Raw genomic sequence first — 25,916 nt, 5'->3', positions numbered from 1 at the left:
GTTAGTAGCCCGGGTCGAGCGCAGCGACCCCCGCGTTCTCCTCTGTATCGCTGCGCTCAACGCCTGGCTGCGGAGTCTTCACTTCACGAATTTCCGCTTCTGCCTTCAGCAGCGCGGCCTTGCGCGCCGCCCCCCAGCGGTAGCCGCCCAGGCTGCCGTCGGCTGCGGTGACCCGGTGGCAGGGCACCAGCAGGCCCAGCGGGTTGCTGGCACAGGCGCGGGCGATGGCCCGCGGGTGGCTGCCGAGGCTGGCGGCCAACTGGCCATAGGTGCGTGTCTCGCCCACGGGAATGGCGCGCAGGGCTTGCCAGACCCGTTGCTGAAAGATGCTGCCGCGGATGTCCAGCGGTAGATTGGCGGCGCGATGGGGCTCGTCCATTTGCCGGATGACTTCACCCAGCGAGTCCTTCAGCGATCCATCGTCAGCCTGCAGCGTCGCCTGCGGGAAGCGCTGGCGCAACTCTGCTTGCAGCGCGCTCGGCGAGTCGCCGAACAGCAAGGCGCAAAGGCCGTTGTCGCTGCCTGCCAGCAACAGATAGCCCAGCGAGCAGGGCGCCAGGGCCACCGACAGCGTTTCCCCGCTGGCACCCTGGCGTCGCCTGGCAGCACTGATGCCAGCGACGTGGGCATACAGCGCCCGGGTGCTGGAGTAACCGCTGTCCAACGCAGCATCGAGTAGCGAGCTTGCCTTGGGGAGCGCCTGCTCCAGGCGCTCACGCCGGCGGGCGCTGGCCCAGGCTTTGGGCGTCATTCCCGTGCGCATCTTGAAGGCTCTGGCCAGGTGCGAGGCGGACAAGCCGATTCGGGCCGCCAGCTCGCCCAGCGTCAGCCGCTTGTCGCTCTCGTCGAGCAGGCGGCAGGCTGCGATTACCAGTGCATCGAGCTGTTCGGCCGGGCTGCTGCCCTGGGGCGTGCAGCGCTTGCAGGGCCGGTAGCCCGCCGCTTCGGCCTGTGCGGGACTGTCGTGGAAGCTGACATTCTCGCGGCGTGGCCGACGAGCGGGGCAACTGGGCCGGCAGTAGATGCCGGTCGAAGCCACGGCGAACACGAATCGACCATCCTGCGTGGCATCTCGCTCGCACACGGCCTGCCAGCGGCGTTCTTCGGACATGTTCATCTCCTGTAACGGTATCCGAATTGTCGGTATCCGGCCGATTGCGCGCCAGTGCCATTCGCGCTTTCAAACCGTATTGGCCCGCGCATTTTCCCCATGGGCTGGGCGCTGCCCCAGGATTGCCGTATAAAAGGGCCGCATAGACCATCGAGGACCCTGATAAAAGCTGATGAAGACGCCAAAACGCATTGAGCCCCTGGTCGAGGACGGCCTGGTGGACGAGGTGATTCGCCCTTTGATGAGCGGCAAGGAAGCAGCGGTCTATGTGGTGCGTTGCGGTTCCGAGTTGCGCTGCGCCAAGGTCTACAAGGAAGCCAACAAGCGTGGCTTCCGTCAGGCCGCCGAGTATCAGGAGGGGCGCAAGGTCCGCAACAGCCGCGACGCCCGAGCCATGGCCAAGGGCTCCAAGCACGGGCGCAAGAACCAGGAAGAAAACTGGCAGAACGCCGAGGTGGCGGCGCTGTTTCGTCTGGCCAGCGCCGGCGTTCGCGTGCCCAAGCCTTTCGACTTTCTCGAGGGCGTGCTGCTCATGGAACTGGTCACCGATGGCGACGGTGGCGTAGCACCGCGGCTCAACGACGTTGACCTGCACCCCGATGACGCCCGCGAGTTCCACTCGTTCATGATCGAGGAGATCGTCAAGATGCTCTGCGCCGGCCTGGTGCATGGCGACTTGTCGGAATTCAACGTGCTGCTCGGGCCGGAAGGCCCGGTGATCATCGACCTGCCCCAGGCGGTGGATGCCGCCGGTAACAACCATGCCTTCAAGATGCTCGAGCGCGATGTCGGCAACATGTCCGCCTACTTCGGCCAGTTCGCCCCGGAGCTCAAGTTCACCAAGTACGCCAAGGAAATGTGGGCGCTCTACGAAGACGGCAAGCTGACCCCGCAAAGCGTGCTGACCGGTGAATTCGACGACCCCGAGGAAGAGGCCGACATCGATGCGGTGATGCGCGAGATCAAGGCCGCCCTGGCCGATGAAGCGCGCCGCCAGGCCGCGCTGAATGCCGACGACGAGCCCAAGGATCAGGAGCCGCCTCCGCCCTGGGAGCGCTGAGCCGCCCATGGCGCTCCCACAGTGGTGATCTGGTGGCTCAGGTCGGTGGCGGGTTAGCCCCTAAGCGGCCCGACCGATCCTCTGTGGCGATGCGGTCGGCATATCCATGTGGGAACGGGCCATGCCCGTGATTTCGCGGGCATGGCCCGCTCCCACGGTGGTGATTGGTGGCTCAGGTCATTGATGGGTCGCATCTGCGCGGCCCTACCGGTCCTCTGCAGCGATGCGGTCGGCATCCCCAGGTGGGCCCCGCTCGTGCTACACCCGGAACGCCTGCACGGCCTGATCGAGTTGGCTGCTGAGCGCTTGTAGCTCGACGCTCTGCGCGCGGCCCTGGCCGATGCGCTGCAGGTTGTCATCGCCCAGTTTGTAAATGCGCTCGCTGTGGTCACGAATCTCGCTGACCGCGCCGCCCTGGTAGGCCGTGGCCTCGGCGATGCGTGCCGCCATGCTGGCGATGGTGCCGATGGCGTCGACGATCTCGTCCAGTGCCCCATCGGCGGTGCGCGCCTGCTCGGCGGTGCTTTCGGCGTGTTCGACCTGGCTGCGCATGGCCTGCACCGAGCTTTCGGCGGCCTGCTGCAGGCGGCCGATGACTTCCTGAATCTGTGCGGTGGCCGAACTGGTTCGCAAGGACAGCGAGCGCACCTCGTCGGCCACTACCGCGAAGCCACGGCCCGCTTCACCGGCACGTGCCGCCTCGATGGCCGCATTGAGGGCCAGCAGGTTGGTCTGCTCGGCAACGCTGCGAATCACCGTCAGCACGCTGCCGATGGTGGCGGTTTCCGCGGCAAGGTGCTCGATGGCCTGGGCATTGCCCTGCACCTTGTCGACCAGCGCATGCAGGCCGGACAGGCTGTTGCCGATGACCTTCTGGCCCTGGGCGAGGGCACGGTCGGCGTTGCGGCTGGCGGTGGCCGTCTGGCTGGCGTCGTCGGCCACTTGCAGGATGGTCGCCTCCAGTTCGCCCAGGGCGTCGCGGATCTGCGCGGTATCGCTGGCCTGGCGTTCGGCGCCGTCGTGCAGGCCGCTGCTCAGCTCGGCCAGGGTATGGCTGGATGCCGATACCTGGGCGGCGTTCTGGTGGATGGTGCCCACCAGCTCGACCAGGTAGCGGCGCAGGCGATTGAGCGACTCTTCGATGTCGCGCAGTTCACGGGTGTTGGTGGCCAGGTGGATCTCGCTGGCGAAGTCGCCCGCGGCCCAGGCCGAAAGGGCCGGTACCAGGCGCTCGAGCAGGCGGCTGAGGCGCCGCTGCAGGGTATCGATGATCAGCGCGATGAGCAGGATCAGCGCCACCATGATGCCGAGGATCAAGCGTACTTCGCCCTGGATGCGGCCGTGCTCGGCGCGCACCTGGGGCTCCAGGGCAGTGAACGATTGCTGGGCCGCATCCAGGCGCGCGCGGGTGCTGGCGACCAGCTGTGCGCGTTGTTCGATCAGGGCCTGGGTGCGGCCCAGCTCGCCCGGGTAGCGCCCCAGCAGGCTGTCGAGTTCCCGTTTGAGGGCGATGCCGCGATCCTCCGCTGCGCTCTCCTGGCTGTCATTGTCCAGGCCCAGCAGCGAGGCGAAGGCATCGCCGTCCGAGGCCGTTGCCTCCGTCACGCCGAGCAGTGGCAGCTCGTTGATCCGTTTGGCCTGCATCTGCAGCGCCTGCACCTCACGTTCCACGTCCGCTGCCAGTTCGGCACGCCCGCTGCTGACCAGCTTGGTGCGGGCCAGCGCCAGGCGGGCCAGGTGTTGCGAGGCATCGAAGAGCGCTGGGCGATAGGCGTTGGCGCTACCGCTCTGGGCATCGTCGGCGTAGCGGGCGAGCCCGGTCAGGGCGTCGGCGATTTCCCGTTCGGCCTGGATCAGCAGGCCCTGCGGATCGCCGGACAGCTTGCCGGCTGCCAGCAGTTGTTCGGCGGCGAATGCCTTCAGCTCACCAAGGCTGCTGCCCAGGTCACCGGCGAGGCTGGCGGGCAGCTCATCGACATTTGCCTGCAGCGCGTCCAGGCTCTGGATGGCGGCGCTGTGGCGCAATGCATCGCCGCTGTCCAGATAGCCGAGGATATTGCCGGCTGCCTCGCGCTGGAATTGTTGGGAAAGTTCCAGGTACTGCTCCATCAGCACGTAGGGGCGCTCCAGTGCCCGCTGTGACCACCACAACGTACAGGCCAGCGCAATGCCGATGCCGACCAGCAGAAGGGTGTTGAGATTGGTGAGCGATTTGAGGCGCATGGGGCACGCTTGACGTCCGATCGATGCTGGCACTGCGCCATGCAGTGCGGCGTTGGTCGGTACGTTATGGCGCCTTTATGACACTGTGGTTACGCGGCGGCCTGCGACGCGTTAATGACGCCAGGCGATCGACATGCGGTGGCCTGCCCCTGGCACCGCTTATTCATAGCTTTCGACGCGATTGCGGCCACCGTTCTTGGCGCGATACAGCGCCTCGTCGGCGCGCTGCGACAGGTGCTTGCTGTCCAGATCATCGGCCAGCTCGGCGATGCCGCAACTGAAGGTGCAGCTCAGGTCGTGCGGGTGGGCGGGGTAGTGGATTTCGGCGAAGCGCGCGCGCACCTCGTCGAGCACTCGGGTCGCGGTCTGGGCATCGGTGTTGGGCATCACCACGGCGAACTCCTCGCCGCCGTAGCGGCCGATGCAGTCGCTCTTGCGCAGGCGCTGCTTGAGAAACAGCGCCAGGCTCTTGATCACCCGGTCGCCCATGGGGTGGCCGTAGTTGTCGTTGACCTTCTTGAAGAAATCGATATCGATCATCGCGAAGCTCAGCGGCTGCTCGTCGCGCTGGGCACGGAAGCGCGCGTCTTCGAGCAGTTGCAGGGTGTGGGTGTGGTTGAACAGCCCGGTAAGGCTGTCGCGCACCATGCGCGCCTTTAGGCTGCGTGCGCGATCGGCCCGGTTGCGTACGGTGGCGATCAGATGGCGCGGCTTGATCGGCTTGGTGAGGAAGTCGTCGCCGCCTTCGCTCATCGCATCGAGCTGCTTGTCCAGATCATCCTCGGCGGACAGGTAGATGATCGGCACGCTGACGTAGCGGTCGTTGTGGCGGATCACCTGGGCCAGTTCGGTGCCGTTGCAGGCCGGCATGTACATATCGAGGATGATCAGGTCGGGCTGGAATTCGGCCAGCTCGTCCATCGCCTGGATCGGCTCGGTGAGCGTGCGGGTGACGATGCCGGCGCTGTTGAGCACCCGCTCGGTGTGGGTGGCCTGGGCCCGCGAGTCGTCGACGATGAGTACCCGGTAGGGCTCGTACTGGGCGACGTGGGTGAGCACCTCGATGCGCTCCAGGAGGCTCGAGGCGTCCAGCGAGCCGGTGAAGAACTCGCGGCCGCCAGCCCGCACGGCGGCCAGACGGGTCGGGGTGTCGGTGTCTTCGTGGCTGTAGAACAGCACCGGGATCTTTTCCTGCAGGCCTTCCTGTACCGCCTGGGCCAGTTGCAGGCCGTTGCCGGGGCCGGCGAAGTCGATCTCCATGACGATGGCTGCCGGATGACGCTCGAGCATCGCGGCGCGAAAGGCGTTGGCGGTGTCCAGGGGCTTGGCGTTCATGCCGAAGAAGTCCAGCTGCTGTGCCAGGCGCTCGGCGCGCTCCAGGTGTTGCAGGGCCAGGTACACGGGTTTGCGCAGGGGCGGCAGGGTGGTGTGCTCGAAGCGGTCGCCGTGGCGCAGGCCGGTGCGCGACAGGCGCTGCATCAGCTGGTTGAGTTCGCTGATCACTTCACTGTTGAGGCGGCCGCGGTTGGCGCCCACCACGCCCAGGCACGCCACGATGCGCTTGCCCAGCTCGCGATGCTCGACCTGCTCGAAACGCTCGGCATAGCGTTGCAGCAGTTGCGCGGCCTCCTGCAATTCCTGCATGCCGGCTTCGTTCCATTCGCCGCGCTGCAGGCGTTGCCAGACTTCCAGAACCTGGCGGGCCTGGTGGATCACCCGTTGGGCGAAGTGCTGTTTGAGCCGGTCGCGGCTGGGGTCTTCTTGCTCGTTCATGGCCTGTCAGTCTGCATGTGGCGGCGTGGGCTACACGTGATGGCCTCATGCTATCACTGGGGGGTTATTTTGCCATTCCTTTGACGCCAGTGTTGTGAATCGCCCCGCACCCTTGAGCATGCCCTGGGCGGGCCCCTTGTCGGCGCGAACGATTCCAGCCTGTCACGTCGTGAACAGCTTGCTGCACTGCGCAGCAAGGCAGCCTTCCCTTATAGTGGCAGCGTAGCCTCGATGCAGGCCATGGGCTGCCCCAAGTATTAGCGCAACCCTACCATGGGCCTGTGGTCGAAGCCCTGTACGTCGTTGATCAAAGGATAATCGCCATGCTCGATTGGAAGAACCGCACCACCGGCACCGCCCATGCCGATGACCCTGCCGGCACGGGCTCTCGCCGTCGTCTCGGCGGCGGGCTTGGCCGCGTCATTGTCGGCTTGCTGGGTATCTATCTGCTGGTGGCGCTGGTCGTCGGCTGGTACTGGAGCCAGGAGCCGGACATGTTCCCGGTGCAGCAGCGCGTGCAGGCTGCGGCGCAAAGCAGCCAGCGCCAGGTGGTCAACGGCTACACCACGGTGGAAACCCTCAAGCAGGTTGCCAGTACCTTGCTCGACAAGCCGGGCGGTTTTCTTTCCAACGACCTGGCTCCGCCGGGCCTGTGGCTCGACAACATGCCGAGCTGGGAATACGGCGTGCTGGTGCAGGTGCGCGACTTCTCCCGCGCGCTGCGCAAGGACTTCGCCCGTTCCCAGTCGCAGTCCACCGAGGATGGCGACCTGGCCCGCGCCGAGCCGCGCTTCAACTTCGACCATCGCAGCTGGGCACTGCCGGCCGCCGAGTCCGAGTACCGTGAAGGCATCAACTCGCTGGATCGCTACCTGGGTCGTTTGTCCGAGCCGGGCCAGGGCGGTGCGCGCTTCTATACCCGCGCCGACAACCTCAACAACTGGTTCGGTGATGTCGCCACCCGCCTGGGCTCGCTGTCCCAGCGCCTGTCGGCCAGCGTCGGCCAGGTGCGCCTGAATACCGAGGTGACCGAGACCACCGAACTGGCCGACGGCCAGGTGCCCGAGGTGACCGAGCGTACCTACGAAACCCCGTGGCTGCAGATCGACAACGTGTTCTACGAAGCACGCGGCCAGGCCTGGGCGCTGTCGCACCTGCTGCGCGCCATCGAAGTGGACTTCGCCGACGTGCTGGCCAAGAAGAACGCCACCGTCAGCGTGCGGCAGATCATCCGCGAGCTGGAGGCCGCCCAGGCCACGCTGTGGAGCCCGATGGTGCTCAACGGCAGCGGCTACGGCGTCCTCGCCAACCACTCGCTGGTGATGGCCAACTACATCTCGCGGGCCAACGCGGCGGTGATCGATCTGCGCCAGCTGCTCTCCCAGGGCTGATCGATGGCCGTTGCCGAAGCCGAGGTGGCGCACCGCGCTGCCTCGGATGCCGAGTTGATCGCCTGGGTCGACGAGGGTGACCAGCTACTCGGTGCCTTGCCCCGCGCCGAACTGCGCAGCCGCGGCCTGATCGGGCGCGGCACCTTCATCCTCCTATTCAATTCTGCCGGCGAGCTGTGCGTGCATCGGCGCACCCTGAGCAAGGCGGTGTACCCCGGTTACTGGGATATCGCCGCCGGCGGCATGGTGGGGAGTGGTGAGACCTATGCGCAGTCCGCCGAGCGCGAGTTGGCCGAGGAGCTGGGCATCCGCGATGCCGTGCTGCGTGACCATGGCCGCTTCCTGTTCGACCAGCCGGAGAACCGCATCTGGTGTGCGGTGTTTTCGGCGGTGTCCGATGCGCCGCTGGCCCTGCAGCCCGAGGAGGTGCTCGAAGCGCGCTTCATGACGCTCGAAGCCGCGCAGCTCGATACCGAGCGCAAGCCCTACTGCCCCGACTCGTTGCTGGCGTTGCAGCATTATCTCGCCAATCGCTGATCGCCTTGCGGAGTCGCCAATCCATCAGCGCTTGGCGCATTTCGCTTCTTAGCATCGCCGGCCTTTGTCGTTACACTGCGCGGCTTCGCCCATCCACTGAGGAAAAATGCGGTGGCCAAGAAAACCTCTTCATTCGCCGGCCTCGGTGGCCTGGTGTTTTCCACCGACGCCGGCCGGCATTGCCCGGATTGCTCGCAGCCGGTGGGCGCCTGCACCTGCTCGAACTCGGCGATTGTCGAGGGCGACGGCATTGCCCGGGTGCGCCGCGAGACCAAGGGCCGCGGCGGCAAGACGGTGACCACCATCAGCGGTGTGCCGCTGGCCGAAGAGCCGCTCAAGGAACTGGCCTCGGCACTGAAGAAGCGCTGCGGCTGCGGCGGCTCGCTGAAGGAGGGGGTGATCGAGATCCAGGGTGATCACGTCGAACTGCTGCTCGCCGAGCTGCTCAAGCGCGGTTTCAAGGCCAAGAAATCCGGTGGCTGAATGCCGCTGCCCGTGACGCTCTAAACTTACTCACTGTTCGGCCAGTCCACTGCCGAGCAATCGTCATTTCCAGGCTCTATGCTCGCTCGACCGTTTTCGACAGCATCAGCCCATCTGCTACAGGGGAACCTCGATGGCCGCACGACGCACACGCAAGGACGATGGAAGCCAATGGACGGTGGGCGACAGCCGCAGTGTCTATGGCATCCGCCATTGGGGCGCCGGTTACTTCTCGATCAACGACGCAGGCCGTGTCGAAGTGCGCCCCAACGGGCCGGACAGCACGCCCATCGACCTCCATGAGCAGGTCGAAGAGTTGCGCCAGAGCGGCCTGTCGCTGCCGCTGCTGGTGCGCTTCCCGGACATCCTGCAGGACCGCGTGCGCAAGCTGACCGGCGCCTTCGACGCCAGCATCGCGCGCCTGGAGTACAACAACCGCTACACCGCGTTGTACCCGATCAAGGTCAACCAGCAGGAAGCGGTGGTGGAGAACATCATCGCCACCGAGAACGTCTCCATCGGCCTGGAAGCCGGCTCCAAGCCCGAGCTGCTGGCCGTGCTGGCGCTGGCGCCGAAGGGCGGCACCATCGTCTGCAACGGCTACAAGGATCGCGAGTTCATCCGCCTGGCGCTGATGGGCCAGAAGCTCGGCCATAACGTGTTCATCGTCATCGAGAAGGAATCGGAAGTCGCCCTGGTGATCGAGGAGGCCGCCGAACTCAAGGTGGCCCCGCAGATCGGCCTGCGCGTGCGCCTGTCGTCCCTGGCGTCGAGCAAGTGGGCCGATACCGGCGGCGAGAAGTCCAAGTTCGGCCTGTCCGCGGCGCAGCTGCTGTCGGTGGTCGAGCGCTTCCGCAAGGCCGGGCTTGATCAGGGCATCCGCCTGCTGCACTTCCATATGGGCTCGCAGATCGCCAACATCGCCGACTACCGCAAGGGCTTCCGCGAAGCCATTCGTTATTACGGCGAGCTGCGCGCGCTGGGCCTGCCGGTCGACCATATCGATGTCGGCGGCGGCCTGGGCGTGGACTACGACGGCACCCATTCGCGCAATGCCAGCTCGATCAACTACGACATGGAAGACTACGCCGACGCGGTGGTCGACATGCTCAAGGAATTCTGCGACCGCCAGGAGATTCCCCACCCGCACATCTTCTCGGAAAGCGGCCGGGCGATGACCGCGCACCACGCCGTATTGCTGGTGCAGGTGACCGACGTGGAGCGCCACAACGACGACGTGCCGGAAATCGACCGCAGCGTCGAGCAGCCCGAAGTGCTGCAGGTGCTGATCGACCTGCTCGACGACAGCGACCCGGAAATGGTCGCCGAAACCTACTGGCGTGCCACCCACTACGTCAGCGAGGCGGCCGGGCAGTACTCGGCCGGCAAGCTCGACCTGCCGCAGAAGGCCTTGGCCGAGCAGTGCTACTTCTCGATCTGCCGCCGCCTGTACAACCAGCTCAAGGCGCGCCAGCGTTCCCATCGCCAGGTGCTCGACGAGCTCAACGACAAGCTGGCCGACAAGTACATCTGCAACTTCTCGGTGTTCCAGAGCCTGCCGGACACCTGGGCGATCGGCCAGATCCTGCCGATCCTGCCGCTCAATCGCCTGGATGAAGAGCCGCTGCGCCGCGCCGTGCTGCAGGACCTGACCTGCGACTCGGACGGCAAGATCAACCAGTACGTCGACGAGCAGTCCATCGAGACCAGCCTGCCGGTGCACGAACTGCGCGACGGTGAAGACTACGTGCTGGGCATCTTCCTGGTCGGTGCCTACCAGGAGATTCTCGGCGACATGCACAACCTGTTCGGTGACACCGACTCGGTGAACATCTACCAGAACGCCGACGGCAGCATCTACCACGCCGGTATCGAGACCCACGACACCATCGAGGACATGCTGCGCTATGTGCACCTGTCGCCCGAGGAGCTGATGACTCACTACCGCGACAAGGTGGCCAGTGCGCGCATCACCGCTCGCGAGCGTACCCAGTTCCTCGACGCCCTGCGTCTGGGCCTGACCCGCTCTTCGTACCTGTCGTACTGACCGGGCCCGCATCGCTGACGGCGGGCGTGATCCCGCCGGGGAGAAAGCCATGAAGCGTTTCGCGACCTTACTGCTTTCGGCCCTGCCGCTGCTGGCCCAAGCCAGTGACGACCCGCTGCAGGCGGAACGCTGGAACACCCGCCCGCTGATCGTGCTGGCGGCCAGCGCCGATGACCCCTTGCTGGCGCGGGTACAGGCCGCGCTGCGTGAGCCAGCCAACCGCGAAGCCTTCGTCGAACGTGACATGGTGCTCTACACCGTGATCGGCCAGCAGGGCCAGCGCAACCAACAGCCCCTGGATGTCATCGCCACCAAGCGCCTGTTGCTGGCGCTGGACGCCGGCAGCGCACGGCCCCAGGTGATTCTGGTCGGCAAGGATGGCGGCAAGAAGATCCAGCAGGGCGCCGATGCCGATCTGCAGGCGATTTTCCAGACCATCGACCGCATGCCCATGCGGCAAAGCGAATAGCCCAAGCTCTCGACATGGACCAATGACTTTGCTGCGTCTTGGTTCTATGGAGCAGGCCAGGTGCTGAGTAATCTGGCGTCCATCTGATGCAGAGGACGCCACCATGTCTCATCCCTTTACCCTGCGCGCCGTGCAGGATCACGCCCACTGTCTGGCCTGCTTTGCGGTGATGCACGAGCTGCGCCCCCATCTGCATGACGCCCAGGCATTCGTTGCCCAGGTGCAGCGCCAGGCCAGCCAGGGTTACCGCCTGCTCGCCGCCTGGCGAGGCGAACGGGTGGTCGGCCTGGCCGGCTACCGGTTGCAGGAAAACACCTTGTACGGGCGCTTCGTCTATATCGATGACCTGATCGTGCTGCCCACCGAGCAGCGCGGCGGTGTCGGTCGCCTGCTGGTCGACGCGGTGCGCCGCGAAGCCATCGACGGCGGCCATGCCCATCTGGTGCTCGACACCGCCCTGGGTAACGCCCTGGGCCAGCGCTTCTATTACCGCCAGGGCTTGCTGGCGCGGGGGCTGCACTTCGTCGAAACGCTGCCGCAGGTGGCGGCATGAAGCGCATCCTGCTGCTCGAATGCAGCCCCCACCAGCAACGAGCCAGCGGTAGCCAGCTGGCACGGCGCCTGATCGCCGCGCGCTGGCCGCGGGCCGAGTTGCTCGAGCGCGATCTGGTCGGCGAGCCGCTGCCGCCCCTCGGGGCCGACTACGCCGCTGCGCTGACCAGCAGTACAGCGCTCGACGACAGCGCCTTCGCCTGCTCGGAGGCGCTGATCGCCGAGCTGGAGGCCAGCGACTGCCTGATCATCGTTACGCCGATGCACAACTTCGCGGTGCCCGCCGCGCTCAAGCTGTGGATCGACTACGTGCTGAGGCTTCACCGCAGCTTCGCCGCCACGCCCGCGGGCAAGGTCGGCCTGCTGCAGGACCGGCCGACCCTGGTGCTGGTCAGTGCCGGCGGCTTCTACCAGGGGCCGCGAGCGCGGCAGGCGGACTTCCTTACCGCCTACCTGCGCCACGTGCTGAGCACCCTGGGCATTACCGAGGTGGCGTTCGTCCACCTGCAGGGCCTGGCCCATGGCGAGGCGTCGGTTCAGGCTGCCCTCGATGACGCGTTGCCCCAACTGCAACGCACCACCAGTTTTTATTTCGACTGTGCTACGGAGATTGCCCCATGAGTACCTTGCGCCTGCCTTACAGCCAACTCTCGCCCGAGGCCTACAAGGGCCTGCTGGCCACCAAGCAAGCCCTGGCCGCCGGCCGCCTCGGGCTGCCGCTGATCGAACTGGTCAACCTGCGCATCTCGCAGATCAATGGCTGCGCGTTTTGCCTGGAGATGCACGCCAAGGCGCTGCGCGACGGCGGCACGCCCGCGGCGAAACTCGACAGCCTGGCGGGCTGGCGCATCAGCGCGCACTTCAGCGAAGCCGAGCGCGCAGCCCTGGCCTGGGCCGAATCGCTGACCGATATCGCCCGCACCCATGCGCCGGATGACGTGTTCGAGCCGCTCAAGGCGCATTTCGATGACGCGCAGATCAGCGACCTGACCTTCGCCATCTCGCTGATGAATGCCTTCAATCGCTTGGCCATCGGCATGCGCCAGTAGCCCGCAGAGATGCTAAAAAGCGAGAGCTGCCGGTGTAGGGTGGACGACGCTTGCCTGCGCGGCCCGATCCGGCCACCGCTCTGCGATCGCGATGGTGGATGAAAAGAGCGTCATCCACCCTACGTCCTGCGCTCAACCCAGGCTACGGGACAGCCGGTGGCTGACGAATGTGGGAGCGGGCCATGCCCGCGAAAATCTCGGGCATGAGCGAGGAGCTCCTGCCTGGCCAAAGATCAATTCAGGTGCTGGTTGGATCCTTTAGACTATGGGCGATGTTCGCGATCTCGCCGGCATGAACTAGGCGCTCCCGCCCGCTCCCACAAAAGCAGATTAGCTGCTCGCCCGATCCGCCAACAAACTCCGATCGAACACGAACACCCCCTCGGCCTGTTCGGTCAGCTCCCACAGTTGTTGGGGGCGGCCCATCTTCGGGAAGTTCTTCTCGCCGGTGTCGCGAATCCAGCCAGCGTCCTTCATCTTCTCCAGGCGTTTGCGCAGCGAGGTGTTGTTGATCGTCGTGCCTAGGCAGGCCTGGGCTGCATTCAGGGCATCGAGCACGCTGAAGCGCGGCGGTGCCAGGTACAGCGGCAGGCTGGTGTAGACGGATTTGCCGGCCAGGCGCTCGACGCTCAGGCGCACCAGTTGCCCGTGGTCGAAGGGCAGGGCGAGGCGGCCATCGAGCACCTCGTCGAGTGGCACGAAGCGCAGGCCGTCATCGGCGGTTTCGGTGTCCGGCGCCAGCAGGGCCAGGTAGTAAGTGCTCATCGACCAGCCCCGTGGGTCGCGCTCGGCACTGCCTTCGGTGCCGACCTGTTCGAGGTGGCGCGGCAGCACCTGGGCCTTGTCGCGCAGCACGCGATGGGCGGCCGCTTCCAGGTTGGCGTCGCGGGTGCTGCCATTGACGATCACCCCGGGCAGCGCCCACTGGCCCGTGAACGGCTCGCGCTCGCGACGGTGCAGCAGCACGTGCAACTGGCGGCTCTCGGCATCCATACGCAAGGCGATCAGGTCCACGCTAGCTAGCACTTCAACAGAACTCACACGGCCCTCCTGTAAATCGTCAAATCCGCCTGAATTTCCGGCAATTGCCAGGCCTCGGGGATCGCCTGCCCGGCGGCGATCATCGCCCGAATCGCGCTGCTGTGCACGGTCATCTCCTCGTCGGCGACCACCAACCCGAACTGCTGGCGCAGCTCGGCGGCGCGGTGGAATGTCTGCAGGCGGGTGAGGTTGTCTTCTCCGATCGCCAGCGCCAGGCGCTCGGTCGCCAGCGCGTGTTGTTCGGCCAGCCGGCTGAGCAGGTCGTAGCTGTAGATCACCCGGCCGTCGGCGCCGAGCTCACGCTCCAGGCGGCAGCAGCGTACCCGATCAGCGAAGCGCGCGGCCAGGCGCTCGACCCAGGCGCAGCGCAGGTCGAAGTCGGCCATGCGCTTGCCATCGGCGTGTCGGTAGCTCGGCACCACCAGCACCTGATCGCAGCTGTCGAGCACGCGGCGAATCACGCTGGCGTGGCCAGCATGCAGTGGGTCGAAGGCGCCGCCATAGATGGCCAGCGCGAAATGCTGCGGCGTTGGCTGAGCCTGGCCTGCCGCGAAGCACTGCAGCGGTGAAGGCAGCATGGTGAATCTCCTTGCAGATGGGAGTTGACACACATAATACACCTGGTGGAATATGTTTCCACCCCGCAGCGATGCGGCTCCATGAGCAGGAGGTGTCAGATGAAGATCGCCACGTTCGATGTCGATGCGCAAAAAGGCTTCACCAGCCTGTGCCCCGCTGAATTGCCGGTGGCTGGCGGCCATGAAATCGCCGCGCCGCTCAACGACATGGCGCGTCGCGGCACCCTGCGCCTGGGCAGCAAGGACGCCCACGCCGCCAATGCCCTGTGGGTGGTCGAGCGTCACGACGAGATGCTCCGGCCCCTGAGCCACGCCAACGCCGACCTGACCTGGGTCAGCCACTGCGTGCCGGGCACCCCGGGCTTCGAGCTGCTCGATCAGCTGCCCGCGCCAATCGACTATGACTTCTTCGTCTGGAAAGGTGTCGAACCCGATCTGCACCCTTACGGCGCCTGCTACCACGACCTGGCCCGCAAGCGCAGCACGGGCGTCATCGAATACCTGCAGGTGGCAGGCGTTGATGCCGTGGTGGTCGGCGGCCTGGCTCTGGACTTCTGCGTGAAGAACACCGCGCTGCAACTGCGTAGCGCCGGCCTTGAGGTGTTGCTGTATCTTCCGGCGTGCCGGGCCATTTCCGAAGCCGGCGCGACGCAAGCCATCGAACAGATGCGCGCGCAGGGCATCATCATCTGCGCCGATAGCGGAGCGCTCGACAGCGAGCTGGCCCGCCTCGAGGAGAGTGACCATGAGTGAGAGCGTATTCGCCCCCAGCATCATCCAGAACCTGCTGGACACCGATTTCTACAAGCTGACCATGATGCAGGCGGTGCTGCACAACTACCCCAACGCCGAAGTGGAGTGGGAGTTTCGCTGCCGCAGCAACGAGGACCTGACGCCCTACCTGGCCGAGATCCGCTACCAGATCGAACAACTGGTCAACACCTCGATCACCCCGGACCAGCTGGCCTACCTGGAGAAGATCCCGTTCATCAAGCCGGACTTCATCCGCTTCCTCAGCCTGTTCCGCTTCAACATGCGCTACGTGCACGTCGGCACCGACGATGCCGGCCAGCTGGCGATTCGCGTACGCGGGCCCTGGCTGCACGTGATCCTCTACGAGATCCCGCTGCTGGCGATCATCTCCGAGGTGCGCAACCGCTATCGCTACCGCGAGGTGGTCATCGAACAGGTGCGCGAGCAGCTGTACCGCAAGCTCGACTGGCTCAAGGGCGAAGCCAGCGCCGACGAACTGGCAGGCTTCCAGGTGGCCGATTTCGGCACCCGCCGGCGCTTCTCCTACCGCGTGCAGGAAGAGGTGGTGAACATCCTCAAGCACGATTTCCCGGGGCGCTTCGTCGGCACCAGCAACGTGCACCTGGCCCGTGAGCTGGAGCTGCGGCCCCTGGGCACCATGGCCCACGAATGGTTCATGGCCCACCAGCAGCTCGGCCCGCGGCTGATCGACAGCCAGAAGGCGGCACTGGAGTGCTGGGTCAAGGAATACCGCGGCCTGCTGGGCATCGCCCTGACCGACACCGTCGGCATGGACAGCTTCCTCGGCGACTTCGATCTGTACTTCGCCAAGCTGTTCGACGGCCTGCGCCACGATTCCGGCGACCCCCTGGCCTGGGCCGAGAAGGCCATCGCCCACTACGAGAAGCTGGGCATCGACCCGATGGGCAAGACTCTGGTGTTCTCCGACGGTCTGACCTTGCCCAAGGCGCTTGAACTGTACCGCGCGCTGCATGATCGCATTCATGTCAGCTTCGGCATCGGCACCAACCTGACTTGCGACATCCCCGGTGTCGAGCCGATGAACATCGTCATCAAGATGATCGACTGCAACGGCCAGCCGGTGGCGAAGATTTCCGATACGCCGGGCAAGACCCAGTGCCGGGACCCGAACTTCGTGACCTACCTGAAACATGTTTTTCGCCTCGAGGCGAGCTAATCAAGGGAGAGACACCATGAGCAATCGACAAGCTGAAATCGCCACTGCCCTGGGCGTCATCGCCCCGTTCACCTCGGACGCCGACGTGGACGCCGAGATCGCCAAGCGCATCGCCTTTATCAAAAACACCCTGACCGCCTCGCGTACCAAGGTGCTGGTGCTCGGCATCAGCGGCGGCGTGGACTCCTCGGCAGCCGGGCGCCTGGCCCAGCTGGCGGTGGAGCAACTGCGCGACGAGACGCAGGATCAGGCCTACCGCTTTATCGCCATTCGTCTGCCGCACAACGTGCAGCACGACGAGTCCGACGCCCAGGCCGCGCTGGCCTTTATCGCCGCTGACGAAGTGCAGACCATCGACATCGCCCCAGCCGTTTCCGGCCTGGCCAAGCAGGTCGGCGAGCTGGGCGAACTGACCTCGGCGCGCCGCGATTTCGTACTCGGCAACACCAAGGCACGCATGCGCATGCTGGCTCAGTACACCGTGGCCAATGCCCGTAATGGCCTGGTGATCGGCACCGACCACGCCGCCGAAGCGGTAATGGGCTTCTTCACCAAGTTTGGCGACGGCGCCTGTGACCTGGCGCCATTGAGTGGCCTGGTCAAAGGCCAGGTACGCCGCATCGCCGAACGCCTCGGCGCCCCGGCAAGCGTATTCTCGAAAGTGCCGACCGCCGACCTGGAAGACGAACGCCCGGGCATCCCGGATGAGCAGGTGCACGGCGTCAGCTACGACGACATCGATGCCTTCCTGCAGGGCAAGCCGGTCAGCGACAGCGTCTACCAGACCATCGTGCAGACCTACGACAAGACCCAGCACAAGCGCGAGTTGCCGCTGGTGCCTTGAGCGCTGCAGCATCGCCCGCGAGCCCGCCGCTTAAGGCGGGCTTTTTTACGGGCGGGCGCTATTGGGGCGTCTATCCGCCGGGCACCGCCAGCCACTGATCACGCCGTGCCAGCTGCCAAGCCAGTACGCCGAGCGCCAGGCCGCGCAGGGCCATGAAGGCCAGGAAGGCGATCCACAAGCCGTGGTTGCCGAAGCCCTGCAGCGCCAGGGCGACCGGCAGGCCGATGGCCAGGGCGACGAACATGGCGTTGCGCATTTCACGGGCACGGGTGGCGCCGATAAACAGGCCGTCGAGCAGGTAGCTCCACACCGCGAACAGCGGCAACAGGGCGAGGTAGGGCAGGTAGTGGTCAGCGGTTTCGCGCACTGCGGCGATATTGGTCTGCAGGTTGATGAACAGGTGGCCGCCGAACGCAAAAGCGGCGGCAAACACCAGGCTGGCCAGCAGCGACCAGATGCCGGCGACGATCAGGCTGCGCTTGAGCGCCAGACGATCCCGCGCGCCGATGGCGTGGCCGCACAGCGCCTCCACCGCATGGGCCAGGCCGTCCAGGGCATAGGCGGTGATCAGCAGGCCATTGAGCAGCAGGGCGTTGGCGGCCACCGTGGCATCGCCGAGCCGCGCGCCCTGGATGGTGATCAGCAGGAACACCGCCTGCAACGCCAGGGAGCGCAGGAAAATGTCGCGGTTCACCGCCAGCAGCGCGCGCCAGCTTTGCCACTGGGCCATCGCCGCCCAGCGCGTGCTGCCGGGGTGGCGACGCAGGGCGCGGCGCGCCAGCGCCAGGCCGACCAGCAGGCCGCCCCATTCGGCCAGCACCGCAGCGCGGGCGGCGCCGACCACTTCCCAGTGCAGGCCGAGCACGAACCACAGCGACAGCACGATATTCAGCAGGTTGGTGACCAGCAGTATCACCAGCGGCGCCCGGGCGTTCTGGGCGCCGAGCAGCCAGCCGATCAGCGCGTAGTTGGCCAGCGCCGCCGGCAAGCCGAGCAGGCGCGTGTGCAGAAAATCCCGGGTCAGGCCGTCGAGCTCGGCCGAGGGGTTCATCAACCCCAGCGCCAGCCCGCTGAAGGGTATTGCCAGGGCGCCAAGCACCAGCGCCAGCAAGGCGGCGAGCAGCAGGCCCTGCACCAGCACCTGGCGCAGTGCGCCGCCGTCACCACGGCCACAGGCCTGGGCGGCGAATCCGGTGGTGCCCATGCGCAGAAAACCGAGCACGCCGACGATCAGGATGTACAGGCTGCTGCCCACCGCCACGGCGCCCAGTTGGTGGGCGTGGGGCAGGTGGCCGACCACGGCGGTGTCGACCAGCGCCACCAGCGGCACGGACAGGTTGGAGAGGATCATCGGCGCGGCGAGCGCCCAGACCTTGCGGTGGGTCGGCGCATGGCGCCAGGCATCACGAAACATGCAGGGCTTCCTTTGGGCTGCGCATTATAGAGCCGCTGGCCGATGGCTGCGTATGGCATGCGCGCCATCGTTCTGGGATAGTTGCGACACTTGGCTTCACCGCAAGGCGGCCCGTGCGTTCACAAGATGCCCGGGCTGCGCTGGCGCCCGCGGGCGCCGTCCCCGTGCCGACCCGGCACCCCTGGCGAACCATCCGCTCGCCGCTGGATCCGCTGCGCTGTTGATCTTTGTCGAGGCGCACGCACTTAAAACAACTAGAACCACGATCCATCCAAGGATGCCCCATGAAATTCACTCGCTTCTTTGCGGCCGTGGCCGCAACCGCTGCACTGTCTGCCGGCTTCGCCGCCCAGGCGCGCGAATATTCCGTTTCCACCGTGCTGTCGGACGCCTTCCCCTGGGGCCAGGCCGCGCAGAAATGGGCGGAGCTGGTCAACCAGCGCTCCGAAGGGCGCATCACCCTGCGCGTCTACCCCAATGCGCAACTGGTCGCCGGCGACCAGACCAAGGAATTCTCGGCCATGCGCTCTGGGCTGATCGACATGGCCGTGGGCTCGACCATCAACTGGTCGCCCCAGGTGCCGGAGCTGAACCTGTTCTCCCTGCCGTTTCTGATGCGTGACAACGCGGATCTCGACGCCATCACCCAGGGCGAGGCCGGCAAGTTGGCGTTCGCCGCCATCGAGCAGCGCGGCATCGTGCCGCTGGCCTGGGGTGAGAACGGTTTCCGTGAAGTCTCCAACTCCCGCAAGCCGGTGCGTGCGCCGGCTGACCTGGCCGGCCTGAAGATCCGCGTGGTCGGCTCGCCGCTGTTCCAGGACACCTTCAGCGCACTGGGCGCCAACCCCACGCAGATGAGCTGGGCCGACGCCAAGCCGGCGCTGACCACCGGCGCCGTCGACGGCCAGGAAAACCCGCTGTCGGTATTCGACGTGGCGCGCGTCGACCAGGTCGGCCAGAAGTACCTGACGCTGTGGCACTACATGGCCGACCCGCTGATCTTCGCGGTCAACCAGCGCGTGTGGAAAACCCTGCCCGAGGAAGACCGCGAACTGCTGCGCCAGGCCGCCCTGGATGCCGGCAAGTGGGAGGTCGAACTGTCGCGCAGCCAGCAGGCCAAGCGCCTGGAAGACATCCGCAGCCGTGGCGTGGAAGTGGTCGAGCTGAGCGATGCCGAGCGCCAGGCGTTCGTCGACGCTACCCGCAGCGTGCACGAGAAGTGGGCAGCGAAGATCGGCGACAAGCTGCTCGACGCGGCCCGCAGCGCCATCGCCAAGCCCTGATCGAGTCAAGGGAGCCCGCAGCAGGCCGTTGAAAAACGTAGGCGAGGCAGTCAGTGCAAGGCAAAAACAGCCGAAAAAGCGCAGTTTACGTGTTGTAAATGAGCATTTTGAGGCTGTTTTTAACGCAGCAATGGCAACGTAGGTAGTTTTTCAACAGCCTGGTAGCGGCTCCCGTTTCCTGCGAGGACCCCCATGAACAAACAAGTCGACGCGCCGCTCGAGCGCTGGCTCGCCACGATGGCGCTGGTGATCATCAGCCTGATCAGCCTGGCCAACGTGGTGGTGCGCTATTTCACCGATGCCTCCTTCGCCTTCACCGAAGAGCTGTCGGTGTTCCTGCTGGTCATCCTCACCTTCGCCGGCGCCTCGGTGGCGTTGCGCCGCAACCGGCACATTCGCATCGGCTTTCTCGAGCGCCTGTGCCCGGCGCTGCGCACGCCATTGATCATCGTCCAGTGGCTGGCGGCGACCCTGGTGCTGGGGCTGGTGCTGTGGTTTGGCGGGCAGTTCGCCCTTGAGGAATTCCAGTGGCAATCCGAGTCGCCGGGCCTTGGGCTGCCGAACTGGTGGTACGTGGTGTGGCTGCCGCTGCTGGCCGTGCTGATGTTCGTGCGCCTGTGCCAGATGACCCTGGAGCGGCTGCGCGGGAGCGACCACGATGAGCCCTGATCTGTGGTTGATCGCCAGTTTCCTGGTCCTGCTGCTGCTCGGCGTGCCGGTAGCGTTCGCCCTCGGCCTGTCCGGCGCCATCGGCATCATCGCCGGGCTGTCACCGGACATGCTCGCCACCCTCGGCACCAACACCTACAACGGGGTGGCCAAGTACCCGCTGATCGCCATTCCGCTGTTCATCCTCACTGGCCTGGTGTTCGAGAAGGCCGGCGTGGCGCTGCGCCTGGTGCGCTTCGCCCAGGCATTGATCGGCCCGCGCCACGGCGGGCTGGCGATGGTCGCGGTGCTGGTCTGCCTGATCATGGGCGGCATGAGCGGTTCCGGCCCGGCGGACGCCGCGGCGGTGGCCATGGTGATGCTGCCGAGCATGACCAAGGCCGGTTACCCCAAGCCGTTTTCCGCGACGCTGATCGCCGCTTCGGCCTCGACCGCCATTCTGATCCCGCCGTCGATCGCGCTGATCCTCTATTCGATCGTGGTGCCGGGCGTCGACCTGCGGGCGCTGTTTGCCGCCGGCCTGTTCCCGGGCATCCTGGCGGGTATCGTGTTGCTGCTGCCGGCCTGGCTGTTGTCGCGCCACTACGGCTGGGAGTCGCCCGATGGCGTCGAGCGTCCAGCGCTGTGGCCGAGCTTCAAGCAGGCGTTGCCAGCCCTGTTCGCGCCGGTCCTGATTCTCGGCGGCCTGCGCAGCGGCCTGTTCACGCCTACCGAAGCCGCCGTGGTCGGCGTCGCCTACGGCGTGCTGGTCGGCCTGTTCGTCACCCGCGAGCTGGACTGGCGCAGCCTGTGGCGCCTGTGTGGCGAGGCGGCGGTGATTTCCGGGGTGGTGATGCTGATCATCGCCCTGGCCGGCATCTTCGCCTGGGCCGGCACCATGCTCGGCACCTTCCGCCACCTGGCCGAGTGGCTGATCTCGCTGTCCGATAACGGCACGGTGCTGCTGGTGCTGGTGATGATTGCCGTGCTGCTGGCCGGCATGCTGCTCGACGCCATCTCCATCTACCTGATCCTGATGCCGATCCTGATTCCGGTGATGCAGCACTTCGGCTGGAACCCGGTATGGTTCGGCATCCTGCTGGCCATGAACATCGCCATCGGTCAGTTCACCCCGCCGGTGGCGATCAACCTGATGGTCACCACCGAAGTGGCGAAGATCCGCCTGGAGCAGACCATCGGCTGGGCCCTGCTGTTCGTTGCGGTGATGGGCTGCGCGCTGGTGCTGGTCGCGGTGTTTCCGGAAATCGCCCTGTGGCTGCCGCGGGTGCTCGGTTACGCGGTGGATTGATGCGCTGGGCAGCTGGCGCCCTATCGCCGCGCCAGGTGCCCAGTGGGTCAAGCAGACGGTTGGCGCTCGCCTTTTGTTGAAAATAATTATCAGCGGCGATATGTTCGCAACCCGTTCCCCTGCACGAGATGTCTCGAGTGCGTCCGCCCCACGACTCCGATGCCCAGGACGGCCAGTTTCAGCGGCATGCCGGTGAGCTGCTGCGCTTCTTCACCCGCCAGGTGAAGTGCGACGAGCTGGCCGCTGATCTGCGTCAGGAAACCTGGCTGCGCTTTCAGCGTCGTGGCAGCGGCGAGGTGGAGAACCTGCGCGCGTTTCTCTACCGCATCGCCCGCAACCTGGTCATCGACCACCGGCGCCAGCAGCAGGCGCGACCCGTGCAGGAAAGCGTGTCGGTGGATCTGGAGTCGGGCCAGCCCGGGCCCGAGCAGATCGTCGAAGGCGGGCAGCAGCTTGCCCGTCTGGAAGATATTCTGCAGGATCTGCCTCCTCATCTGCGTCAGGCCCTGTTATGGAACCGGCTCGAGGGCCTGACCCAGAAGCAAATCGGCCAGCGCCTCGGCGTCTCCGAAAGCATGGCTGGGCGCTATATCCTCAAGGCCCTCGAACACTGCCAGCAGAAAATGGATTTGATGTTGTGACCACCGACTTATCGCTTCGCGCCCAGGCCCGGGAATGGCAGGTGCTGTTGCACTCCGGCCGCGCCACCGCCGCCGACCACCTGGCCGCCAAGGCCTGGCGCAACCGTTCCCCGGCCCACGAGCAGGCCGCCGGTGAAGTGGATCGGCTGTGGGCGTTGCTTGGCCAGGTGGAGCAGCCAGCGGCCATGCCGCCCGCCAACCTGGAAAACTTGGCGCCGCCACGCCGACGCCATTGCGTGCGCTGGGCCGTACCGCTGGCCACTGCCGCGCTGTTGCTGCTGGCGCTGTGGCTGCCCCAGGGTGCCTGGCTGGGCTGGTATGCCGACGTGGCGACGGCGCCGGGTGAAGTGCGCAGTATCACGCTTGATGACGGCTCCATCCTGACCCTCAATGGCGCCACGGCGCTGGACTGGACGCTCAGCGAAGGGCGCCGCGAGGTGCGCGTGTACCGCGGCGAGGTGGACCTGCAGGTCGCCAAGGACGCCAGCCGGCCGTTCTTCGTCGACGCCGGGCCGGCGCATATTCGCGTGACCGGCACGCGTTTCGATGTCGACTACGATGGCCGCGATGTGGTGCTGGCGGTAACCGAAGGGCAGGTACAAGCCAGCGACGCCGCGAGCCAGCCGCTTGCCGTTGGCGCCAATCAGCAGGTGCATTGGCGGGCTGAGCGTATGCAGCCGGTGCAGCCCCTCGATGCCCGGCAGCAGCTGGCCTGGCAGCGGGGCAAGCTGGTATTCCGCGGGCAAGCGCTGAGTGAAGTATTCGCGGCGTTGCAGCGCAGCCAGAGCCAGCGGGTGATCTTTCTCGATGACAGCGTGCGCGAGTTGAAGGTCACCGGCGTGTTCGCCCACGACGACCCCGAGGCCGTGCTGCGCGCCATCGAAAGCAACCTGCCGGTACGCCTGGTGCGCCTGCCCGGGCTGCTGCTGCTCAGCCGGGGCTGAGGCCTGGCCTCTGCCGGCAAAAATAATTTCCTGGCGGGTTCAGAAATGCTCGGGTGTTTCGTCTTCCGTTTCTGCAAATGCGACTTTTTCGCATAAGACTTGGCAGAACACAGGAAACCCAGCATGCGCATGACGCGTTCTCCGCTTTTCCAGGCACTGGCCGCCGCCCACCTACTGCTCGTTGCCACCCGCGTTTCAGCGCTGGAGTTCGACCTCCCGGCCCAGCCGCTCGACGCCGCGCTGACCGACTTCGCCGAGCAGGCCAATGTGCGCCTGCTCTACGATGCCAGCCTGACTCCCGGTGAGCGCCAGGCGCCGGCGCTCAAGGGCGACTACTCGGTGGACGAAGGCCTGCAGCGGCTGTTACAGGGCAGTGGGCTGAGTTATCTGATCGGCGCCGACGGCACGGTCAGCCTGGTGCCCCTGAGCAGCGATGCCAGTTCGCTACAACTCGACGCCACCACCGTCAGCGGCCAGGCCGACGGGCGCCTCGATCTGCCGGTGGAATACGCTGGTGGCCAGGTCGCCCGCGGCGCGCGGATCGGCATGCTGGGCAATCAGGATATGCAGGACGTGCCGTTCAGCGCCGCCAGCTATACCAACGAACTGATCGACAACCGCCAGGCGCGCAGCCTTGGCGAGGTGCTGGCCAGCGACCCGGCGATCCGCCAGTCCAATGGTTTCGGCAATTTCTCCCAGGTGTTCGTGGTGCGCGGCTTTCAGCTGTACACCGACGACATTGCCTTCAACGGCCTGTACGGCATTTTGCCGCGGCAGATCATCTCCACCGAAGCGGTCGAACGGGTCGAGGTGTTCAAGGGCGCCAACGCCTTTCTCAATGGCGTCGCGCCAGGTGGTAGCGGGGTGGGAGGGGCCATCAACGTGGTATCCAAGCGCGCCGAGGACACGCCCAACCGCAGCATCACCCTCGATTACGCCAGTGACTCGCGCACGGGCGGGCATGTCGACCTCGGCCGTCGTTTCGGCGAAGACAACCGTTTCGGCGCCCGCGTCAACGTGGCCAAGCGTGACGGTGAATCGGCAGTCGACGGCGAGCATTCGCATTTCAGCCTGGCCACCGTCGGCCTGGATTACCGCGGCGAGCGCCTGCGCCTGTCGACCGATTTCGGCTACCAGAAACAGCGCATCAACGAAGGTCGCTCGGTGGTCTACCTGACCCCCGCCGGGTTGAGCGGCAAGGTGCCCAAGGTGCCGGATTCCGACGCCAACTACTCGCAGCCCTGGAGTTGGTCGCAGCTGGAAGACACCTACGGCATGTTCAACGCCGAGTACGACCTGAGCGACAACTGGACGGCCTACCTGGCCGGTGGCGGCAAATACACCCGGGAGAACGGCGTGTATTCCTCGGTGTACGTGGCATCACCGGATGGCCGCGGGCAGGTGGGCCGGCTGTATTCGCCCCTTGATCAGGAGACCTTCAGCAGCGTGGCGGGGCTACGTGGCAACCTGCTGACCGGCCCGGTCAGCCACCAGCTGAATGTTTCCACCAATGGCCTTTGGCAGGAGCGGCGCAACGCCTTCGAGTCGACCAGTGCAGCCAATCGGGTGCCGGGCAGCCTCTATGATCCGCAACCAGTGCGCGAACCGGTCGCCAGCGTCAGTGGCGATCTGCACGACCCGCGCAAGACCGCCAAGGTGATCACTCGCAGCGTGGCCGTTTCCGACACCCTGGGTTTCTTCGATGACCGGCTGCTGCTGACGCTGGGGCTGCGCCGCCAATCCATCGGCGCGGATGCCTGGAGCGCGGGCACCGGCGCTCGCACCGCCAACTACCAGGACAGCATCACCACGCCTGCTTACGGCCTGGTGTTCAAGGCGACCGAGGTCGTGTCGCTGTATGCCAACCGCATCGAGTCCCTGCAGCAGGGGCCGACTGCGCCGGCTGCCGCCAGCAACCGCGGAACGATGTTCGCGCCCTATCGCACCAAGCAGATCGAGGCCGGCGTCAAACTGGACTGGGGCACCTTTGGCGGCAGCCTTGGCGTGTACCGGATCGAACAGCCGCAGGGCGTGACCCAGAACGGCACCTTCAGCGTGGACGCCCAACAGCGCAATCGCGGTGTGGAACTCAACCTGTTCGGCGAGCCACTTTCCGGGCTACGCGTGCTGGCGGGCGCCACGCTGATGGATACCGAACTCAGCGGTACGGCCAATGGTGCCAATGATGGTAATCGCGCCGTTGGCGTGCCCGAGTTCCAATACAACATCGGCGCCGACTGGGATGTGCCTGGCGTCGCAGGGCTAAGCTTCAACGGTCTGCTGCTGCGTACCGGCGGGCAATACTACGACACCGCCAACACCCTGAGCATCCCCGCCTGGACCCGCGTCGACCTGGGTGCTCGCTACGCCCTGAAACTGGATGAAGAGCGCCAGCTGACCTTGCGCGCCGGCCTCGAAAACGTTGCCGACAAGGCCTACTGGGCGTCCACCAATGGCGGTTATCTGACTCAGGGCGAGCCGCGTACGTTGAAGGTATCGGCCACCCTGGATTTCTGATCAACCCAACGCCTAGCGCGGCGCCTAGTGAAGCGCCGCGCTAGGCGGGAA

Annotated in this window: 23 protein-coding genes and 1 pseudogene; 18 read left to right on the top strand and 6 right to left on the bottom strand. The window is 65.9% G+C overall.

Annotated features, from left to right (window positions below; translation table 11 throughout):
* Window position 1 precedes the first annotated feature (1 nt).
* Window positions 2–1,111, bottom strand: coding sequence for a bifunctional DNA-binding transcriptional regulator/O6-methylguanine-DNA methyltransferase Ada (ada, locus tag QYS36_RS22210; protein WP_308841540.1), 1,110 nt, complete (start codon window positions 1,109–1,111; stop codon window positions 2–4).
* A 172-nt stretch (window positions 1,112–1,283) separates the two neighbouring features.
* Between ada and QYS36_RS22205 the strand changes: the two genes are divergently transcribed.
* Window positions 1,284–2,171: a PA4780 family RIO1-like protein kinase gene (locus QYS36_RS22205; protein ID WP_308841539.1), complete on the top strand. Its 888-nt coding sequence runs from the start codon at window positions 1,284–1,286 to the stop codon at window positions 2,169–2,171.
* Window positions 2,172–2,429: 258 nt separating this feature from the next.
* Here QYS36_RS22205 and QYS36_RS24100 read toward each other — a convergent pair.
* Both QYS36_RS24100 and QYS36_RS22195 read right to left on the bottom strand, forming a co-directional pair.
* Window positions 2,430–2,939: pseudogene (locus tag QYS36_RS24100) on the bottom strand (methyl-accepting chemotaxis protein); the annotation flags it as partial.
* A 1,614-nt stretch (window positions 2,940–4,553) separates the two neighbouring features.
* A complete protein-coding gene (locus tag QYS36_RS22195; RefSeq protein ID WP_308841537.1) occupies window positions 4,554–6,167 on the bottom strand; it encodes a PleD family two-component system response regulator in 1,614 nt (537 codons plus the stop codon).
* Window positions 6,168–6,490: 323 nt separating this feature from the next.
* Here QYS36_RS22195 and QYS36_RS22190 point away from each other — a divergent pair, with 323 nt between their 5' ends.
* From QYS36_RS22190 to QYS36_RS22155, 8 genes are all read left to right on the top strand, one after another.
* The gene (locus QYS36_RS22190) at window positions 6,491–7,558 is read left to right on the top strand and encodes a DUF2333 family protein (RefSeq protein WP_308841536.1); all 1,068 of its coding nucleotides are present in this window, start codon (window positions 6,491–6,493) and stop codon (window positions 7,556–7,558) included.
* Window positions 7,559–7,561: 3 nt separating this feature from the next.
* On the top strand, window positions 7,562–8,095 hold the full coding sequence (locus QYS36_RS22185) for an NUDIX hydrolase (protein WP_308841535.1): 534 nt from the start codon (window positions 7,562–7,564) through the stop codon (window positions 8,093–8,095).
* A gap of 111 nt (window positions 8,096–8,206) precedes the next feature.
* Window positions 8,207–8,578 (top strand): translation initiation factor Sui1, encoded by a 372-nt coding sequence (locus QYS36_RS22180; protein ID WP_308841534.1) that lies wholly within the window; start codon window positions 8,207–8,209, stop codon window positions 8,576–8,578.
* Window positions 8,579–8,711: 133 nt separating this feature from the next.
* On the top strand, window positions 8,712–10,625 hold the full coding sequence (gene speA, locus QYS36_RS22175; protein WP_308841533.1) for an arginine decarboxylase: 1,914 nt from the start codon (window positions 8,712–8,714) through the stop codon (window positions 10,623–10,625).
* A gap of 49 nt (window positions 10,626–10,674) precedes the next feature.
* Window positions 10,675–11,094, top strand: a complete 420-nt coding sequence (locus QYS36_RS22170) for a DUF4174 domain-containing protein (RefSeq protein ID WP_308841532.1) — start codon at window positions 10,675–10,677, stop codon at window positions 11,092–11,094.
* A gap of 103 nt (window positions 11,095–11,197) precedes the next feature.
* Entirely contained in the window at window positions 11,198–11,647 is a 450-nt protein-coding gene (locus QYS36_RS22165) for a GNAT family N-acetyltransferase (protein ID WP_308841531.1), read from the top strand.
* Window positions 11,644–12,267, top strand: coding sequence for an NAD(P)H-dependent oxidoreductase (locus tag QYS36_RS22160; protein ID WP_308841530.1), 624 nt, complete (start codon window positions 11,644–11,646; stop codon window positions 12,265–12,267). Before QYS36_RS22165 ends, QYS36_RS22160 begins: the two co-directional genes overlap by 4 nt.
* The gene (locus QYS36_RS22155; protein ID WP_111464261.1) at window positions 12,264–12,695 is read left to right on the top strand and encodes a carboxymuconolactone decarboxylase family protein; all 432 of its coding nucleotides are present in this window, start codon (window positions 12,264–12,266) and stop codon (window positions 12,693–12,695) included. The genes QYS36_RS22160 and QYS36_RS22155 overlap by 4 nt, the downstream gene beginning before the upstream one ends.
* Before the next feature lie 330 nt (window positions 12,696–13,025).
* On the opposite strand, the gene QYS36_RS22150 is transcribed toward QYS36_RS22155, so the two are convergent.
* Together QYS36_RS22150 and QYS36_RS22145 are read right to left on the bottom strand one after the other, a co-directional pair.
* Window positions 13,026–13,736: an NUDIX domain-containing protein gene (locus QYS36_RS22150; protein WP_308841529.1), complete on the bottom strand. Its 711-nt coding sequence runs from the start codon at window positions 13,734–13,736 to the stop codon at window positions 13,026–13,028.
* Window positions 13,733–14,314 carry an adenylyltransferase/cytidyltransferase family protein gene (locus QYS36_RS22145; RefSeq protein WP_308841528.1) on the bottom strand — a complete coding sequence of 194 codons (582 nt, stop codon included), beginning with the start codon at window positions 14,312–14,314 and terminating at the stop codon, window positions 13,733–13,735. Before QYS36_RS22145 ends, QYS36_RS22150 begins: the two co-directional genes overlap by 4 nt.
* A 99-nt stretch (window positions 14,315–14,413) precedes the next feature.
* Between QYS36_RS22145 and QYS36_RS22140 the strand changes: the two genes are divergently transcribed.
* Genes QYS36_RS22140 through nadE form a run of 3 tightly spaced genes read left to right on the top strand, consistent with a single transcriptional unit; the run spans window position 14,414 to window position 17,109 of the window.
* Complete coding sequence (locus tag QYS36_RS22140; RefSeq protein ID WP_308841527.1) at window positions 14,414–15,067, top strand: isochorismatase family protein; 654 nt, start codon at window positions 14,414–14,416, stop codon at window positions 15,065–15,067.
* Window positions 15,060–16,265, top strand: coding sequence for a nicotinate phosphoribosyltransferase (gene pncB / locus QYS36_RS22135; protein ID WP_308841526.1), 1,206 nt, complete (start codon window positions 15,060–15,062; stop codon window positions 16,263–16,265). Before QYS36_RS22140 ends, pncB begins: the two co-directional genes overlap by 8 nt.
* A gap of 16 nt (window positions 16,266–16,281) precedes the next feature.
* Entirely contained in the window at window positions 16,282–17,109 is an 828-nt protein-coding gene (gene nadE, locus QYS36_RS22130) for an ammonia-dependent NAD(+) synthetase (protein WP_308841525.1), read from the top strand.
* Between the two features lie 70 nt (window positions 17,110–17,179).
* Here the strand turns inward: nadE and QYS36_RS22125 are convergent, their stop codons facing one another.
* On the bottom strand, window positions 17,180–18,523 hold the full coding sequence (locus QYS36_RS22125) for an MATE family efflux transporter (RefSeq protein ID WP_308841524.1): 1,344 nt from the start codon (window positions 18,521–18,523) through the stop codon (window positions 17,180–17,182).
* 284 nt (window positions 18,524–18,807) lie between these two features.
* Here QYS36_RS22125 and QYS36_RS22120 point away from each other — a divergent pair, with 284 nt between their 5' ends.
* The 6 genes from QYS36_RS22120 (at window position 18,808) to QYS36_RS22095 (ending at window position 25,865) form a co-directional block, all read left to right on the top strand.
* Entirely contained in the window at window positions 18,808–19,806 is a 999-nt protein-coding gene (locus QYS36_RS22120; RefSeq protein WP_308841523.1) for a DctP family TRAP transporter solute-binding subunit, read from the top strand.
* Window positions 19,807–19,998: 192 nt separating this feature from the next.
* A complete protein-coding gene (locus tag QYS36_RS22115) occupies window positions 19,999–20,475 on the top strand; it encodes a TRAP transporter small permease (RefSeq protein WP_308841522.1) in 477 nt (158 codons plus the stop codon).
* Window positions 20,465–21,763, top strand: a complete 1,299-nt coding sequence (locus QYS36_RS22110) for a TRAP transporter large permease (RefSeq protein ID WP_308841521.1) — start codon at window positions 20,465–20,467, stop codon at window positions 21,761–21,763. The genes QYS36_RS22115 and QYS36_RS22110 overlap by 11 nt, the downstream gene beginning before the upstream one ends.
* Before the next feature lie 137 nt (window positions 21,764–21,900).
* The gene (locus tag QYS36_RS22105; protein ID WP_308841520.1) at window positions 21,901–22,404 is read left to right on the top strand and encodes a sigma-70 family RNA polymerase sigma factor; all 504 of its coding nucleotides are present in this window, start codon (window positions 21,901–21,903) and stop codon (window positions 22,402–22,404) included.
* Complete coding sequence (locus tag QYS36_RS22100) at window positions 22,401–23,348, top strand: FecR domain-containing protein (protein ID WP_308841519.1); 948 nt, start codon at window positions 22,401–22,403, stop codon at window positions 23,346–23,348. The genes QYS36_RS22105 and QYS36_RS22100 overlap by 4 nt, the downstream gene beginning before the upstream one ends.
* Window positions 23,349–23,471: 123 nt before the next feature.
* Window positions 23,472–25,865: a TonB-dependent receptor gene (locus tag QYS36_RS22095; RefSeq protein WP_308841518.1), complete on the top strand. Its 2,394-nt coding sequence runs from the start codon at window positions 23,472–23,474 to the stop codon at window positions 25,863–25,865.
* Window positions 25,866–25,916 lie beyond the last annotated feature (51 nt).

Source organism: Pseudomonas sp. G34 (assembly GCF_031119625.1).
Taxonomy (GTDB): domain Bacteria; phylum Pseudomonadota; class Gammaproteobacteria; order Pseudomonadales; family Pseudomonadaceae; genus Aquipseudomonas.
This window is presented reverse-complemented; position numbering and strand designations above follow the sequence as displayed.

Bases quoted from the DNA above. Each gene is read 5' to 3' on its own strand.
- ada (WP_308841540.1), bottom strand. From the start codon at position 1,111: ATGTCCGAAGAACGCCGCTGGCAGGCCGTGTGCGAGCGAGATGCCACG.
- QYS36_RS22205 (WP_308841539.1), top strand. From the start codon at position 1,284: ATGAAGACGCCAAAACGCATTGAGCCCCTGGTCGAGGACGGCCTGGTG.
- QYS36_RS22195 (WP_308841537.1), bottom strand. From the start codon at position 6,167: ATGAACGAGCAAGAAGACCCCAGCCGCGACCGGCTCAAACAGCACTTC.
- QYS36_RS22190 (WP_308841536.1), top strand. From the start codon at position 6,491: ATGCTCGATTGGAAGAACCGCACCACCGGCACCGCCCATGCCGATGAC.
- QYS36_RS22185 (WP_308841535.1), top strand. From the start codon at position 7,562: ATGGCCGTTGCCGAAGCCGAGGTGGCGCACCGCGCTGCCTCGGATGCC.
- speA (WP_308841533.1), top strand. From the start codon at position 8,712: ATGGCCGCACGACGCACACGCAAGGACGATGGAAGCCAATGGACGGTG.
- QYS36_RS22170 (WP_308841532.1), top strand. From the start codon at position 10,675: ATGAAGCGTTTCGCGACCTTACTGCTTTCGGCCCTGCCGCTGCTGGCC.
- QYS36_RS22165 (WP_308841531.1), top strand. From the start codon at position 11,198: ATGTCTCATCCCTTTACCCTGCGCGCCGTGCAGGATCACGCCCACTGT.
- QYS36_RS22160 (WP_308841530.1), top strand. From the start codon at position 11,644: ATGAAGCGCATCCTGCTGCTCGAATGCAGCCCCCACCAGCAACGAGCC.
- QYS36_RS22155 (WP_111464261.1), top strand. From the start codon at position 12,264: ATGAGTACCTTGCGCCTGCCTTACAGCCAACTCTCGCCCGAGGCCTAC.
- QYS36_RS22145 (WP_308841528.1), bottom strand. From the start codon at position 14,314: ATGCTGCCTTCACCGCTGCAGTGCTTCGCGGCAGGCCAGGCTCAGCCA.
- QYS36_RS22140 (WP_308841527.1), top strand. From the start codon at position 14,414: ATGAAGATCGCCACGTTCGATGTCGATGCGCAAAAAGGCTTCACCAGC.
- pncB (WP_308841526.1), top strand. From the start codon at position 15,060: ATGAGTGAGAGCGTATTCGCCCCCAGCATCATCCAGAACCTGCTGGAC.
- nadE (WP_308841525.1), top strand. From the start codon at position 16,282: ATGAGCAATCGACAAGCTGAAATCGCCACTGCCCTGGGCGTCATCGCC.
- QYS36_RS22125 (WP_308841524.1), bottom strand. From the start codon at position 18,523: ATGTTTCGTGATGCCTGGCGCCATGCGCCGACCCACCGCAAGGTCTGG.
- QYS36_RS22120 (WP_308841523.1), top strand. From the start codon at position 18,808: ATGAAATTCACTCGCTTCTTTGCGGCCGTGGCCGCAACCGCTGCACTG.
- QYS36_RS22115 (WP_308841522.1), top strand. From the start codon at position 19,999: ATGAACAAACAAGTCGACGCGCCGCTCGAGCGCTGGCTCGCCACGATG.
- QYS36_RS22110 (WP_308841521.1), top strand. From the start codon at position 20,465: ATGAGCCCTGATCTGTGGTTGATCGCCAGTTTCCTGGTCCTGCTGCTG.
- QYS36_RS22095 (WP_308841518.1), top strand. From the start codon at position 23,472: ATGCGCATGACGCGTTCTCCGCTTTTCCAGGCACTGGCCGCCGCCCAC.